The organism is Streptomyces sp. NPDC059443 (genome assembly GCF_042750105.1).
Lineage (GTDB): Bacteria > Actinomycetota > Actinomycetes > Streptomycetales > Streptomycetaceae > Streptomyces.
The window spans coordinates 1-14,114 of record NZ_JBHYVM010000008.1; the positions used below are offsets into that span (position 1 = coordinate 1).

Sequence of the window (14,114 nt, forward strand, 5' to 3'; positions counted from 1 at the left end):
CGCCGCAGTACGCGTACGGCCAGCCCGGGGCCGAGCGCCCGGGTGAGGGCCGAGGCCTCGACGGGGTGCGCGTGCACCCAGCCGATGTGGCGCAGCCCCGACCAGCCCGGATCCGCGGCGGCGTCCGCCAGGGCGCCGGCCGCGGCCGGCAGCGGCAGCAGGTTGACGGCCGCCGGAGCCTCCGGGGAGCCGGGCGGGTCCGGAGCGCCGAGCAGCGGCGGCGGGGTCGGCCGGGTGGCCTCGGCGACCGCGAGCCGGGTGAACACCGGCCGCGGCAGCTCCGGATGGTCGGCCAGGTCGCTCACGGTCGGAGCCAGGCAGTGCACCCCGGCCGGGAACCCCTCCCGCACGGCCGCGGCGGCCACGGTCCGCCCGGCCGGACCCGCGTCCCCGGTGGTGACCAGGTGGAATGCCGTACGCCGCCGCCCGCCCCGGGAGGCGAGGGGCAGCAGCGCGGCCACGGTGGCCGCGGGCTGCTCCACGCACCAGACGGCGTCGAACCCGGGCGCCGCCGCCGGCCCGGAGCCGCCCGTGGCCCCGGCCGGGTCCCCGGCCAGGGCATCGGCCAGGACCTCGGAGGCCCGGCGCGCGTCGAGGCGGGCCGCGAGGAGGTCGACGTACTCGGGATACAGCCCGATCAGCGTGAGCTGACGGGCCAGCAGGAGCCTGCTCTGCCGTACGTCGGCGGCGGTGAGCAGGGTCAGGTGGTGGCCGCGGCCGAGCAGCTCGGCGGCGAGACGGATGCCGGTGGGGCCGGCGGCGCCGGCGAGGGCGATGTGCAAGGCGGACTCGTTTCGGAGGAGGTGGGGGCTCGTGCTCCTACGCGGTGGCGGTGGTTCGCACGGCCCGGCCGGCCCGGCCGGGGCCGTCGGCCCGGACGGCTTCGGCGGCGGCCGGGACGGGCGGCAGGGGCGCGGTGACGGTGACCTCGCCCGGGATCGCGACCCGTGCGAGGAAGGCACCGCGCTCGGGCCCCGCGCCGATGACCGAGAAGCAGACGGTGTCCTCCGCGTCGACCAGGCCGTTCACGACATCGGTGTAGAAGAGCACCGGGGTCGCGGAGGTGACCAGATTGCCGAGTTCACGGGCGTGCGCGGGGGCCTTGCGCGCGTCCAGGCCGGCGAGCCGGTGGTAGTCCTCCACCAGGGCGGGCCCGGCCTGATGGGTGTAGATGCGCCGGACCTCGTCCACGAACCCGGGCCGGTGCGCGTCCATGGTCTCCTGGTTCAGCATCATTCCGCGCGAGTAGTAGCGGGCCAGCTCCGGGCCGTTCAGCCCGAATGCGGAGAGCGCGGTGGAACCGGGGAAACCCGGCGGGTGGGCGGCGCCGCCGCCCGGGTAATGGATGAGCGGATCGCTGAATCCGGGCTCGCCGCCGAAATCGAGGGAATCGCGCGAATAGAAGCCGACGCCGTCGAAGGATTCGTCCCGCTCGAATACGAGCGCGGTGGCGGCATCGGAGAACAGTGCGCCGGAACACCACAGGGTGTGCGCGAAGGGATGCTCGCCGCCGCCGGAACCGCCGTCCTCGCCGCGGTACGAGGCGATGATGCCGTTGTCGTCCATCCCGATGGGACTGGCGGCGTTGTACGAGATCACCAGCGCCCGCTTCGCCCGCGTCCGGGCGAGGTGGGCGGCGACCCGGGAGAGCCCGCCGCAGCCGGCGCCGAGCTGGAAGGGCGGCACGCTGTCGGGGATGCGGAGGCGGCGCAGCAGGTTGAAGGCGTCCTGGTCGAGCATGATCTCGTACGGGGTGCACGTGGCGACGAAGACGGCGTCGATGTCGCCGGGCTCCGCGCGGGCGGAGCGCAGGGCCCGGCGGGCGACGTCGACGGCGGTGTCGAGCGAGCCGAACCGCTCGCGGTCCCAGCTCTTGGAGGTGACCCCGAGAATGCGCTGGATATCGGTGCCCGACACCTCCTTTCCGGCGCGTTTGCGGTGCGGTATGTGCGCGAGTCCGGCCCAGTCTTCGACGGAGATTATCTCGCCGATCTGGGCTCCGACTCCGGAAATCCGATAGGGGAACGAGTACGCGTGCGCGGCGGTGGCAGACATGCTTCTCCGGTCCGTGGAATCCGATGGGGACGGCTCCAGCGAACACCAGGGGGCGGCGGAGGAGAAGGGAATGCGGGGGCCGCAGTGGTGAAAGCGTTGAATTCGTGTGGAGGGTGGCTGCCGTGACCCCGAGACGGGCCAATGAGCGGCTGGCCGGGCTGCTGGCCGAGGCCGGATGGAACGGCGCGGAGCTGGCGCGCGGGGTCAACGCGCTGGGGACGCTGCACGGGCTGGCCCTGCGGTACGACCGGACCGCCGTGGCGCACTGGCTGTCGGGTACGAGGCCGCGGCGGCCGGTGCCCGAGCTGATAGCGGCGGCGCTGACGGACCGCTGCGGGCGCTTCGTGACGGTGGAGGAGGCGGGCTTCGACCCCGGACCGGAGCCCGGCCCTGGCCCCGGGCCCGACTCCGCCACCGACACCGGCCCCGACACCGGCCCCGGCTCCGGTCCGGCCGCCGGTCCGGGCTCCGGCGCGGGGCCGACGGCGGAGGGGCTGCGCCGCCTCACCCTGCAGACCCGGGCGGACGCCGACCCGCACACCCGGCCGCCCCTGTTCCGCAGCCCTTACCAGCCGGTCCCGATCGAGGCCTGGGAGGCGGACCAGGCCGAAGCGGGCGGCCCGGCGGCTCCGGAGGGCCCCGGCCCCGGCCCCGGCCCCGGCACCGGCACCGGCCCCGGCATGGCGGAGCTTGCCGCGCGGCGGCATCTCGCGGCGCACGCGGAGCAGTTGCGGGCCCTGGCCGGGAGCTTCTCGGGGCTCTACCTCGCCCATGGCGGTACCCACACCCGCGCCGCCCTGGCCGCCTGGCTGGCGCAGGACGCGGGGGCCTTCGCCGCGCGCCGCCCCCGGCCGGGACCCCCGGGGGCAGCCCGCGGAGCCGGGCCGGGCGGGGTGCTCGCACGGGCGCGGATCTCCGTAGGACGGGCGGCCGCGGTGGTGGAGGACGATGTGCTCCGGGGGTACGCGCAGCTCACGCACCTCCTCGGCGACATGACCGTCGACGCCGGGTACCACGGGCTCGCGCAGGAGTACCACGCCATCGCACTCGGGCTGGCCCGGCAGGCCGGGGACCGCCGGCTGTACGCCATCACGCTCCGCGCGATGAGCGCGCACGCCGGACGGCTGGGGCAGCCCGGGTACGCGGTGCGCCTGGCCCGGATGGCCGTGGACGCCGCGCCCGCCGACGGGGAGCCCGGGACGCTGGCGTTCCTGCTGGTCCAGCGGGCCGCGGCGCACGCCCACGCGGGGGAGCGGGCGGCGGCCGCCGCCGATCTGGCCGCCGCCGACCGGGTGCACGCGCGGCACGCCGCGAAGGCACCGGCCGGCCCCTTCGACTCTTACGCCCGCCCCGACTTCGACTTCGCCCGCGCCCGGACCCACCTCGCCCTCGGCGAGTTCCCGGACGCGGTGGAAGCACTGGAACGGTCCCTGCGCGGCCGCGCGGCCGGGCAGCACCGGGCCACCGCGCTCACGCACGCCGCGCTCGCGGAGACGCTGCTGCGCCTCGGGCACCTCACCCGGGCCTGCGAACACTGGCGGGCGTTCCTCACGGCCGCCCCGGCCGTGCGGTCGCGCGCGGTGCGCGAGGCACTCGGACGGCTCCTGCGGGACCTGACCCCGTACCGACGGACGAGGGAGGCGGTCCCGACCGTCGCGATGGCCAGGGCGCTGGCCGAACGGCTGTGACGGCCGTAGCGGCCGTGCGGCCCCGCCCGCCCCCTACAGCGCCCGCGCCGGCCAGTCCAGCAGCCGGGCTCCGATCACCGCCGTCTGGAGGGTGTACCGCTGCACGGGGTCGCCGGGGTCCGTTCCCGTCAGCCGGTGGATGCGTTCCAGGCGGTACGTCAGCGCGCGCACGCTCAGGTTCAGCCGCCGGGCCGCCGCCGCGCTCACGCAGCCGGAGTCGAAGTACGCGGTCAGCGTGTCCAGCAGCGGACCGGCTCCGCCGCGGCCCGCCTGGAGGGGACCGAGGACGCTCCCCACCAGGTCGGCCATGGCCGCCCGGTCCCGCGCCAGCACCGGGAAGACCAGCAGGTCGGCGGCGCGCAGGACCGGGCCGTCGAGCCGGAGCCGGTCGGCGATGTCGAGGGCGCCCCGGGCCTCCTCGTACGAGGTCACGACCCCGCCCGCCCCGGGATGGGGGCGGCCGATCGCGACGAGGCCCCGTTCGGCCGCGGCGGCGTACGCGTGCTTCGCGAAGTGCGTGAGGACCTCGTCCTGGTCGCCCGGCGCCACGCAGATCAGCTGGCCGTCCTTGGTGGCGAGCAGAAACGTACGGTTGCCGAACCGCCCCGCCAGCGCCAGTTCCACCTGCCGGATCGCCGCGCCCGTGTCCTCGTACGACTCGGGTCCGCGCGCCACCGCCACCGAGTGCGCCCGCGCCAGGTGCAGGCCGAAACGGTCGGCGCGCGCGCTCAGCCGGCCTAGGTCGCTGCGCCCGAGGAGCAGGTCGTCGATGAACTCCCGGCGGGCCGCCTCCTCCTGCCGGACCGCGAGCCGCTGGGCCCGCTCGTAGCCTTCGGCGAAGGCGTCGACGGCCTGTTCCACCGCCGCCAGGACGTGGTTCGCGGCGATCCGGCCGGCCAGCGCGTGCCGGGTCGCGGCCAGGTGCGCGCCGATCAGCGTGCGCAGCCCGTACCCGGCCTCCGCGGCCCGCTCGCCCTCCGTGCGCCGGGCGTCGAGCTCGTCGCGGCCGGGGCGGCGGCCGGTCTCCGCCACGTTCCCGAGGATCCGGACGTAGCCGTCCAGGTACTTTTCGGGCACCTTGGCAGCCGGCACCTTGGCAGCCCCGACAGTCCCCGTGGCCCCGGCAGCCCCATGGGCCCCGGAGACCCCGGAGGTTCTGGGCATCCGAGGCATACGAGGTATCCGGGATATCTCCCGACCTTCCGTCACACCAGCTCCCGCGCGTCGCTCAAGTCACCCATTCTCGCTGGTCGGGGGCGGTTTGCGGAGAGGGGCGGGGAGGAATTCCGTACGCGTGCGAGGCAATGGGGTGGTCTCAGGCCCCGCTGCGGAGGGAGCTCTCCAGGCGCATCATCCAGACCGTGGCCCAGACGACGGCGAGGACCCCGAACACGCGGGTGGCCGTCGCCATGCCGAAGGCGGCGGCCAGCGGGCCGATGGCCAGGGCGGAGACGCCCTGGAGACCCATGGCGAGTCCGAAGGCCAGGACCATGATCCGCCCCCGGATGTGGTCGGGGCTGGCCACTTGGAGGCCGTTGAGCGAAAGGATCCCGCACGCGCCCACCCCTACGTGGCCCACCGCGGCGGCGGCCATGCCCAGGACCAGGTGATCCGCCTGGGCCAGCGCCAGGTAGCCGGCCCCGAAGACGGCCAGGCCGCCCGAGGTCACGTAGAACCGCCGGTGCTGCGAACCACCGGCGAGCCGGCGGCCGACGAAGGGGCCGAGGACGGCTCCGACGCCCTGGGCCAGGTACAGCGCGCCGACCCCCGACTCCCCGACGTGGAAGCGGGCCAGGGCGTAGACGGGCAGCAGCCCGACCATGCCGTAGGACAGTCGCAGTCCGGCGGTCAGCCACAGGTACGCGGCCACGGCGGGCGTGGCCCGGACGAACCGCCCCAGCTCCGCGGTATCGGCGCGGACCCGCATCCGGTGGTGGGGGGCGGCCGTTGCGAAGGGGCTGCGGATCCGCCAGACGAGGAGGGCGGACACGGCGAACGAGCCCGCGTCGACGAGCAGCGTGACGGAGGCGCCGCCCACCGCGGCGACCAGCCCGCCGAGCCCGGCACCCACCAGCAGCCCGCCGGAGTACACGCTCCCGAGCGCGGCCTGGGCCGCCGGCAGGTCCCGCTCGGCCACCAGGTTGGGCAGCACGGTCTCGGGGACCGGCTTGGACACCGCGGCGAACGCCGACAGCACGGCCAGAGCGCCGAGCGCGAGCGGCACCGACCCCAGCCGCAGGGCGACCAGCAGCCCGAAGACCGGCACCACCGCGCCGAGATCGCACGCGATCCGCAGCCGCCGCCGGTCGAAGCCGTCGGTCAGCGGACCGATGAGCGGGATCAGGACCACCCCGGGAAGGGAGTTGACCGCGAACAGGACCGCGGTCAGCGCGGCCGAGCCGGTCTGCCGGTACACGAACCCGCTCAGCGCGACCAGGGTGAACCAGTCGCCGGTCATGCTGAACGCCGAGGCGCAGAGCAGCCGCCGGAAGTCGGGGTTGGCCCGCAGCAGCGCGGGGAGGCGTCCGGGCGTGGGCAGAGACGCGGGTCCGGGCATGTCCGGCCGCCCGGTCAGCGCACCACCTCCGCCCGGAGGCCGCCCGCCCGGAGGCCGCCCGACCAGAATTCGCCCGACCAGAATTCGCACCCGCGACAGTCCGTGTAAGAGCTCCCCATGGGCCTCAGTAGAGCATCCGACCTCCCGGCGGGACGCGGGAGTTGGCTACTTCTGGGTGATGGCCCGCAGCGCTACGTTCAGCTCCAGCACGTTCACCCGGGGCTCTCCCATGAAGCCGAGCGTGCGGCCCTCGGTGTGGTCGGCGACGAGCTTGGCGACCGTCGCGACCGGGAGTCCGTTCTTCTCCGCGACGCGGTGGATCTGGAGGTCCGCGTAGGCGGGGGAGATGTTCGGGTCGAGGCCGGAGCCGGAGGAGGTGACGGCGTCGGCGGGGATGTCGGAGAGGCGCGGGGTGTAGCCGGGGACGGTGTTGTCGAGCAGGACCTTGGCCTTGGTCTCCTCCACCGCCTTCAGCAGATCCGGGCTGTCCGCCGCCTTGTTGGTGGCTCCGGAGACGAGCAGGTCGTACTGGGTGTTGAGGGTGTTCTTGGCGAGGCCTGCCGCGGGGCGGCTCTGGAACCAGCGGAGGTCGTCCTCGTAGGACTGGCCGATGAGGGAGGAGCCGACGACCTTGCCGGTCGCGTCCTTGATCTCGGAGCCGTTGGCCTTGTGGTTGAAGGCGGCCTGGGCGATGCCCGTGATGGCGAGGGGGTAGAGGACCCCGCACAGCACGGTCAGGACGAGGAGGGCGCGCAGGCCCGCGCCGAGGAGGCGGAGGGTGTTCGATGCGGAGTTGTTCATGGCGGGATCAGCACGTTCCTAATCAGGCGATGCCGGGGATGAGGGAGATGATCATGTCGATGAGCTTGATGCCGATGAACGGGGCGATGAGGCCGCCGAGTCCGTAGATTCCCAGGTTGCGGCGGAGCATCTTGTCGGCGCTGGTGGGCCGGTACTGGACGCCCTTCAGGGCGAGGGGCACGAGGGCGATGATGACCAGTGCGTTGAAGATGACGGCGGAGAGGATCGCGGAGTTCGGGGAGTGCAGGCCCATGATGTTGAGCTTGTCGAGGCCGGGGTAGACCACGGCGAACATGGCCGGGATGATCGCGAAGTACTTCGCGACGTCGTTGGCGATCGAGAAGGTCGTCAGGGCGCCTCGGGTGATCAGCAGTTGCTTGCCGATCTCCACGATTTCGATGAGCTTGGTGGGGTTGGAGTCCAGGTCCACCATGTTCCCGGCTTCCTTGGCGGCCGAGGTGCCGGTGTTCATGGCCACGCCCACGTCGGCCTGGGCCAGCGCCGGGGCGTCGTTCGTACCGTCGCCGGTCATCGCGACGAGCTTGCCGCCGGCCTGCTCCCGCTTGATGAGGGCCATCTTGTCCTCGGGGGTGGCTTCGGCGAGGAAGTCGTCCACGCCCGCTTCTTCCGCGATGGCCTTGGCGGTGAGCGGGTTGTCGCCGGTGATCATCACGGTCTTGATGCCCATGCGGCGCAGCTCGTCGAAGCGTTCGCGCATGCCCTCCTTGACCACGTCCTTGAGGTGGATGACACCCAGGACCCGGGCGCCCTTCTCGTCCTCCACCGCCACGAGCAGCGGCGTACCGCCCGCGCCCGAGATCTCGTCCACCTTCGTGCCCGCGTCGGGGGCGACCGTACCGCCCTGCTCGCCCACCCACGCGATGATCGAGTTGGCGGCGCCCTTGCGGACCTTGCGCCCGTCCACGTCCACGCCCGACATCCGGGTCTGGGCGGTGAACTCGATCCAGGTGGCGTGGGCGAGCTCGCCCTGGTGGCGTTCGCGCAGGCCGTACTTCTCCTTCGCGAGGACCACGATCGAGCGGCCCTCGGGGGTCTCGTCGGCCAGCGAGGACAGCTGCGCGGCATCGGCCAGTTCGGCGGCGATGGCGCCGCTCACCGGCACGAACTCGGAGGCCTGGCGGTTGCCGAGGGTGATGGTGCCGGTCTTGTCGAGGAGGAGGGTGGAGACGTCGCCGGCGGCTTCCACCGCGCGGCCGCTCATGGCCAGGACGTTGCGCTGGACCAGCCGGTCCATGCCGGCGATGCCGATCGCGGAGAGCAGGGCGCCGATGGTGGTCGGGATCAGGCAGACCAGCAGGGCGGTGAGGACGATCATCGACTGCTTGGCGTGCGCGTACATCGCGAACGGCTGGAGGGTGACCACGGCCAGCAGGAAGACGATGGTCAGAGAGGCCAGCAGGATGTTGAGGGCGATCTCGTTGGGGGTCTTCTGGCGGGCCGCGCCTTCGACGAGGGCGATCATGCGGTCGATGAAGGTCTCGCCGGGCTTCGTCGTGATCTTGATGACGATGCGGTCGGAGAGGACCTTGGTGCCGCCGGTGACGGCGGAGCGGTCGCCGCCGGACTCGCGGATGACGGGGGCCGATTCGCCGGTGATCGCGGATTCGTCGACCGAGGCGACGCCTTCGACGACGTCGCCGTCACCCGGAATGATGTCGCCGGCCTCGCAGACCACGAGGTCGCCGATACGGAGCTCCGTGCCGGGGACGGTCTCCTCGACGGCGCCGTTCAGGCGGCGCGCGACGGTGTCGGTCTTGGCCTTGCGCAGGGTGTCGGCCTGGGCCTTGCCGCGGCCCTCGGCCACCGCCTCCGCGAGGTTCGCGAAGATCGTGGTCAGCCACAGCCAGGCCGTGATCGCCCAGCCGAAGAGGTTGCCCGGGTCGGATACGGCCAGCACGGTGGTCAGTACGGAACCGATCAACACCACGAACATGACCGGGGACTTGACCATCACGCGGGGGTCCAGCTTGCGCACGGCGTCCGGGAAGGACTTCAGCAGCTGCTTCGGGTCGAAGATGCCGCCGCCGATCCGGGCCTTCTCGGGCTTGTGACCGCTGGGCAGGTCCCCGTGCGGGGCGCGGGTGGGGGTGATGGTGCTCATGATGCGAGCCCTTCGGCGAGCGGGCCCAGCGCCAGCGCCGGGAAGTAGGTGAGGCCGGTGACGATGATGATCGTGCCGGCGAGAAGGAAGGTGAACAGCGGCTTCTCGGTGCGCAGGGTGCCCGCGGTCGCCGGGACCGGCTGCTGTTCGGCGAGCGAGCCGGCCAGGGCGAGGACGAACACCATGGGCAGGAAGCGGCCCAGCAGCATCGCCAGCCCGGTGGTCGTGTTGAACCACTGGGTGTTGGCGTTCAGGCCGGCGAACGCCGAGCCGTTGTTGTTGCCGGCCGAGGTGTAGGCGTAGAGGACCTCGGAGAAGCCGTGCGCGCCGCCGTTGGACATGGAGGTGACGGGGGTGGGCAGGGCCATCGCGAGGGCCGTGAAGCCGAGGACCAGCGCCGGGGTGATCAGGATGTAGCAGGCCGCGAACTTGATCTCGCGGGTGCCGATCTTCTTGCCCAGGTACTCGGGGGTGCGGCCGACCATCAGGCCCGCGATGAACACCGCGATGATCGCCATGATGAGCATGCCGTAGAGGCCGGAGCCGACGCCGCCGGGGGCGATCTCGCCGAGCTGCATGCCCAGCAGCTGGATGCCGCCGCCCAGTCCCGTGTAGGAGGAGTGGAAGGAGTTGACCGTGCCGGTCGAGGTCAGCGTCGTGGCGACCGAGAAGATCGCGGACGCGCCGATGCCGAAGCGGGTCTCCTTGCCCTCCATCGCGCCGCCCGCGGCCTGGAGCGCCGGACCGTGGTGGCTGAATTCCGTCCACATCATCAGGGCCGTGAACCCGATCCAGATGGTGACCATCGTGGCGAGGATCGCGTAGCCCTGGCGGACCGAGCCGACCATGCGGCCGAAGGCGCGGGTCAGGGAGAACGGGATGAGGAGCATCAGGAAGATCTGGAAGAGGTTCGAGAAGGGGGTCGGGTTCTCGAAGGGGTGGGCGGCGTTGGCGTTGAAGTAGCCGCCCCCGTTGGTGCCCAGCTGCTTGATGGCGTCCTGGGAGGCGGCCGCGCCGCCGTTCCACTGCTGGTTACCGCCCAAGCTGTGCCCATTCAAAAACTGACCCACCTCGTGGATCCCGGCGAAGTTCTGGATGACCCCGCAGGCCACCAGCACGACCGCGGCGATCGCCGACAGCGGCAGCAGGATGCGGACGGTGCCGCGCACCAGGTCCGACCAGAAGTTGCCGAGCTCGCCGGTACGGGAGCGTGCGAAGCCCCGTACGAGGGCCACCGCCACCGCCATGCCGACCGCGGCCGAGACGAAGTTCTGGACCGCGAGGCCGCCGGTCTGGACGAGCGGGCCCATGGCCTGCTCACCGGCGTACGACTGCCAGTTCGTGTTCGACACGAAGGAGACGGCCGTGTTGAAGGCCTGGTCCGGCGTGATGGAGGCGAAGCCGAGCGAGCCGGGCAGGTGGCCCTGGAGCCGCTGGAGGAGGTAGAGGAAGAGGACGCTCACCGCTGAGAAGGCGAGGACGCCGCGCAGGTACGCGGGCCAGCGCATCTCGGTGGTGGGATTGGCGCCGACGGCCTTGTAGATCCACTTCTCGGGGGCGTAGTGCTTCTTCGAGGAGTAGACGCGGGCCATGTAGTCGCCCAGCGGGCGGTAGGCGAGGGCCAGGGCCGCGGTGAGCGCGAGCAGCTGGAGCACCCCGGCAAGAACGGGACTCATCGGGGTTCAGAACCTCTCCGGGAACACAAGGGCGACGACCAGGTAGCCCAGCAGCGCGACGGCGACCAGCAGGCCGATGACGTTTTCGGCGTTCACAGCTTGGCCACCCCCTTGGCGACGAGTACCACCAGTGCGAAGACCGCGATCGTGGTGACGACGAAGGCCAGATCGGCCATCGTGAGCTCCCGGGGATTTTGAGGACGGGCGGCGGCGCTTTTAGGACACTGCTGTGAGCCACCTCTGTAGGACACCTCTGAGTGGAACGCCTTTTTTGGGCCTCACAGACTCCCTTGACGGGGCCCATACGTCCGACGGTGCGGCTTTTACGGGTCCCTAACGCGGTGGATGTGCGCCGTTCGCTCAGGGTAGGTGCGTAATTACCGGTTCGCCCGATATGTGGCGTTATGAAGAGTCGCCTGGGGGTTTGGTTTCCGTAGAGCGGAAATCAATTTCCGGCATGCGGGATTCACGCCATGCTTCGGCCGTCCCGGCCCCGCTCCAGCCCCGTCCCCGCCCCATCCCACATCTTGGACAACTACCCTCGGAATATGAACGCAGAAGCCGACGCCCTCGCCGCCGCCAAAGCCGCGGTGAAAGCCGACGACCGCAAGCACGTCTTCCACTCCTGGTCGGCCCAGGAACTCATCGACCCGCTCGCCGTCGCCGGCGCCGAGGGCTCGTACTTCTGGGACTACGACGGCAACCGCTATCTCGACTTCTCCAGCGCGCTCGTCTACACGAACATCGGCTACCAGCACCCGAAGGTCGCCGCCGCCATCGCTGAGCAGGCGGCCAAGCTCTGCACCGTCGCGCCCGGCTTCGCCGTGGACGTGCGCTCCGAGGCCGCCCGGCTGATCGCCGAGCGCACCCCCGGCGACCTCGACAAGATCTTCTTCACCAACGCGGGTGCCGAGGCCGTCGAGAACGCCGTCCGCATGGCCCGGCTGCACACCGGCCGCCCCAAGATCCTCTCCGCGTACCGCTCGTACCACGGCGCCACCTCCACCGCGATCAACCTCACGGGCGACGCGCGCCGCTTCGGCAACGACACCGCGACCGCCGGGGTCGTGCACTTCTGGGGACCGTTCGCCTACCGCTCGCCCTTCTACTCGGCGAACGAGGCCGAGGAGTGCGCGCGCGCCCTGCGCCACCTTGAGGACACCATCGTCTTCGAGGGCCCGCAGTCCATCGCCGCGATCATCCTGGAGACCGTCGGCGGCGCCCCCGGCGTGCTCGTGCACCCCGACGGCTACCTGGCGGGCGTCCGCGAGCTCTGCGACCGCTTCGGCATCGTCTTCATCCTCGACGAGATCATGGTCGGCTTCGGCCGGACCGGTAAGTGGTTCGCCTCCGAGCACTGGGACGTCACCCCCGACCTGATCTGCTTCGCCAAGGGCATCACCAGCGGCTACGTCCCCCTCGGCGGCGTGGCCATCTCCGCCGCCATCGCCGAGACCTTCGCCCGCCGCCCCTACCCGGGCGGGCTGACGTACTCCGGGCACGTGCTGGCCTGCGCGGCGGCCGTGGCCACGGTGAACGTCATGGAGGAGGAGGGCATCGTCGAGCAGTCCGCCCGCACCGGCGCGGAGCTGCTGGGCCCGGGGCTCGCCGCCATCGCCGCGAAGCACCCGTCCGTCGGGGAGGTCCGGGGGATGGGCACCTTCTGGGCCCTGGAGCTCGTACGGAACAAGGAGACGCGCGAGCCCCTGGTCCCGTACAACGCCTCGGGCGCCGACAACGCGCCGATGGCGGAGTTCGGGGCGGCCCTGAAGAAGGCCGGCCTGTGGCCCCTGCTCGCGGGGAACCGCATCCACGTCGCGCCGCCGTGCAACGTGTCGGCCGAGGACGTGGCGAAGGGGCTGCGGATCATCGACGAAGCCCTGCTGGTCGCCGACGCGCACACGGTCTGACCTGCGCAGATCGTGTGGTTGCCCAAGCCGTGGGTGCCTGTTCTCGGAGGATTCGCTCCCTTACGAACAGCATGTGAACGTGCTGGAATCAACAGGCACCTACGGACCGGGATGCACGTCAGTCCCGGGGCGGTCGCACGTCCTTCCGGGTACGTGGCCGAACGGCGGGGGGCGGGCTGCGCGTCCGCCGGACGCCGGGCGTACGGGATCCAGACAACCGGACTCCGTGTTCCCGAGTACCGAAGGAAGACAGCGCATGAGCAAGCACGTCCTCGCCCAGAACCAGTACGGCAAGGCCGAGAACCGCATCGTCAAGGTCACCCGCAAGGGCAGCGACGGTTCCTGGCACGAGATCCGCGACCTGAACGTCTCGGTCGCGCTGCGCGGCGAGTTCCGCGACGTCCACCTGACCGGTGACAACGCCAACTGCCTGCCGACCGACACCACCAAGAACACGGTGTACGCCTTCGGCAAGGAGCACGGCGTCTCCTCCCCCGAGGCCTTCGGCATCCTGCTCGCCAAGCACTTCGTCTCCTCGCAGGAGCCGATCCGCGAGGCGCAGATCCGGATCGAGGAGTTCGCCTGGGAGCGGATCCCGGTCCCGACGCGCAAGGAGCAGCACTCGTTCTCCCTCAAGGGCAGCGAGGTGCGCACCACGCAGGTCACGTACAGCGAGACGACCGGTCTCCAGGTCATCTCGGGTCTGAAGGACCTGACCGTGATGAACTCGACCAACTCCGAGTTCCACGGCTACATCAAGGACAAGTACACGACCCTGAAGGAAGCGTACGACCGCATCCTGGCGACCAAGGTCACCGCGCGCTGGGCGCACTCGGCGCTGGCCGCCGACGACCCGGAGTACGACTGGGACCAGTCGTACAAGAAGGTCCGCAAGAACATGCTCGAAGCGTTCGCGGAGACCTACTCGTACTCGCTCCAGCAGACCCTGAACGCGATGGCCGAGCGCGTGCTCGACAGCTGCCCCAAGGTCAACGAGGTCCGCCTCAACCTCCCCAACAAGCACCACTTCCTCGTCGACCTGGAGCCCTTCGGCCTCAAGAACGACAACGAGGTCTACTTCGCGGCGGACCGCCCGTACGGTCTGATCGAGGGCACCATCCACCGCGACGGCGTGCAGCCGGTCATCGCGACGAGCGACTGGATCGTGGCGTAACGCCCCACCTGTACCGACCGGGTGGGGCGCCCCCCCCCCCCCCGGGGGGGGGGGCCCGCCCGGGGGGGGGGCCCCCCGCGCCCCCCCGCGCCCCCCCACGCGCGGGGAGACCCCCCCGCGGCCGCCCGCGC

The 14,114-nt window shown here is 71.9% G+C and carries 11 protein-coding genes and 1 pseudogene; 3 read left to right on the forward strand and 9 right to left on the reverse strand.

The genetic code is table 11. The features are described from left to right. Both ACFXDJ_RS09960 and ACFXDJ_RS09965 read right to left on the reverse strand, forming a co-directional pair. Positions 1-782: pseudogene (locus ACFXDJ_RS09960) on the reverse strand (hypothetical protein); the annotation flags it as partial. Between the two features lie 37 nt (positions 783-819). After that, positions 820-2,055 carry a 3-oxoacyl-[acyl-carrier-protein] synthase III C-terminal domain-containing protein gene (locus tag ACFXDJ_RS09965; RefSeq protein ID WP_384658978.1) on the reverse strand — a complete coding sequence of 412 codons (1,236 nt, stop codon included), beginning with the start codon at positions 2,053-2,055 and terminating at the stop codon, positions 820-822. 122 nt (positions 2,056-2,177) lie between these two features. Between ACFXDJ_RS09965 and ACFXDJ_RS09970 the strand changes: the two genes are divergently transcribed. Then, positions 2,178-3,743: a hypothetical protein gene (locus ACFXDJ_RS09970; protein WP_384658980.1), complete on the forward strand. Its 1,566-nt coding sequence runs from the start codon at positions 2,178-2,180 to the stop codon at positions 3,741-3,743. Between the two features lie 33 nt (positions 3,744-3,776). Here the strand turns inward: ACFXDJ_RS09970 and ACFXDJ_RS09975 are convergent, their stop codons facing one another. From ACFXDJ_RS09975 to ACFXDJ_RS10005, 7 genes are all read right to left on the reverse strand, one after another. After that, positions 3,777-4,820, reverse strand: a complete 1,044-nt coding sequence (locus ACFXDJ_RS09975; protein ID WP_384658982.1) for a PucR family transcriptional regulator — start codon at positions 4,818-4,820, stop codon at positions 3,777-3,779. 238 nt (positions 4,821-5,058) lie between these two features. Further along, positions 5,059-6,300 carry an MFS transporter gene (locus ACFXDJ_RS09980; protein WP_384848726.1) on the reverse strand — a complete coding sequence of 414 codons (1,242 nt, stop codon included), beginning with the start codon at positions 6,298-6,300 and terminating at the stop codon, positions 5,059-5,061. Between the two features lie 165 nt (positions 6,301-6,465). Further along, entirely contained in the window at positions 6,466-7,101 is a 636-nt protein-coding gene (kdpC, locus tag ACFXDJ_RS09985; protein WP_384848730.1) for a potassium-transporting ATPase subunit KdpC, read from the reverse strand. Between the two features lie 22 nt (positions 7,102-7,123). Further along, complete coding sequence (kdpB, locus tag ACFXDJ_RS09990) at positions 7,124-9,223, reverse strand: potassium-transporting ATPase subunit KdpB (protein ID WP_384658990.1); 2,100 nt, start codon at positions 9,221-9,223, stop codon at positions 7,124-7,126. After that, positions 9,220-10,899 carry a potassium-transporting ATPase subunit KdpA gene (gene kdpA, locus ACFXDJ_RS09995; RefSeq protein ID WP_384848733.1) on the reverse strand — a complete coding sequence of 560 codons (1,680 nt, stop codon included), beginning with the start codon at positions 10,897-10,899 and terminating at the stop codon, positions 9,220-9,222. Before kdpA ends, kdpB begins: the two co-directional genes overlap by 4 nt. Before the next feature lie 6 nt (positions 10,900-10,905). Beyond that, entirely contained in the window at positions 10,906-10,995 is a 90-nt protein-coding gene (kdpF, locus tag ACFXDJ_RS10000; RefSeq protein ID WP_243330869.1) for a K(+)-transporting ATPase subunit F, read from the reverse strand. Then, positions 10,992-11,150, reverse strand: coding sequence for a hypothetical protein (locus ACFXDJ_RS10005; RefSeq protein ID WP_384658996.1), 159 nt, complete (start codon positions 11,148-11,150; stop codon positions 10,992-10,994). Before ACFXDJ_RS10005 ends, kdpF begins: the two co-directional genes overlap by 4 nt. Positions 11,151-11,447: 297 nt before the next feature. On the opposite strand from ACFXDJ_RS10005, the gene ACFXDJ_RS10010 reads away from it, so the two are divergent. Further along, a complete protein-coding gene (locus ACFXDJ_RS10010; RefSeq protein ID WP_384658999.1) occupies positions 11,448-12,809 on the forward strand; it encodes an aspartate aminotransferase family protein in 1,362 nt (453 codons plus the stop codon). A gap of 256 nt (positions 12,810-13,065) precedes the next feature. Beyond that, positions 13,066-13,983, forward strand: a complete 918-nt coding sequence (gene pucL / locus ACFXDJ_RS10015; protein ID WP_384659001.1) for a factor-independent urate hydroxylase — start codon at positions 13,066-13,068, stop codon at positions 13,981-13,983. The last annotated feature ends 131 nt before the right edge of the window (positions 13,984-14,114 follow it).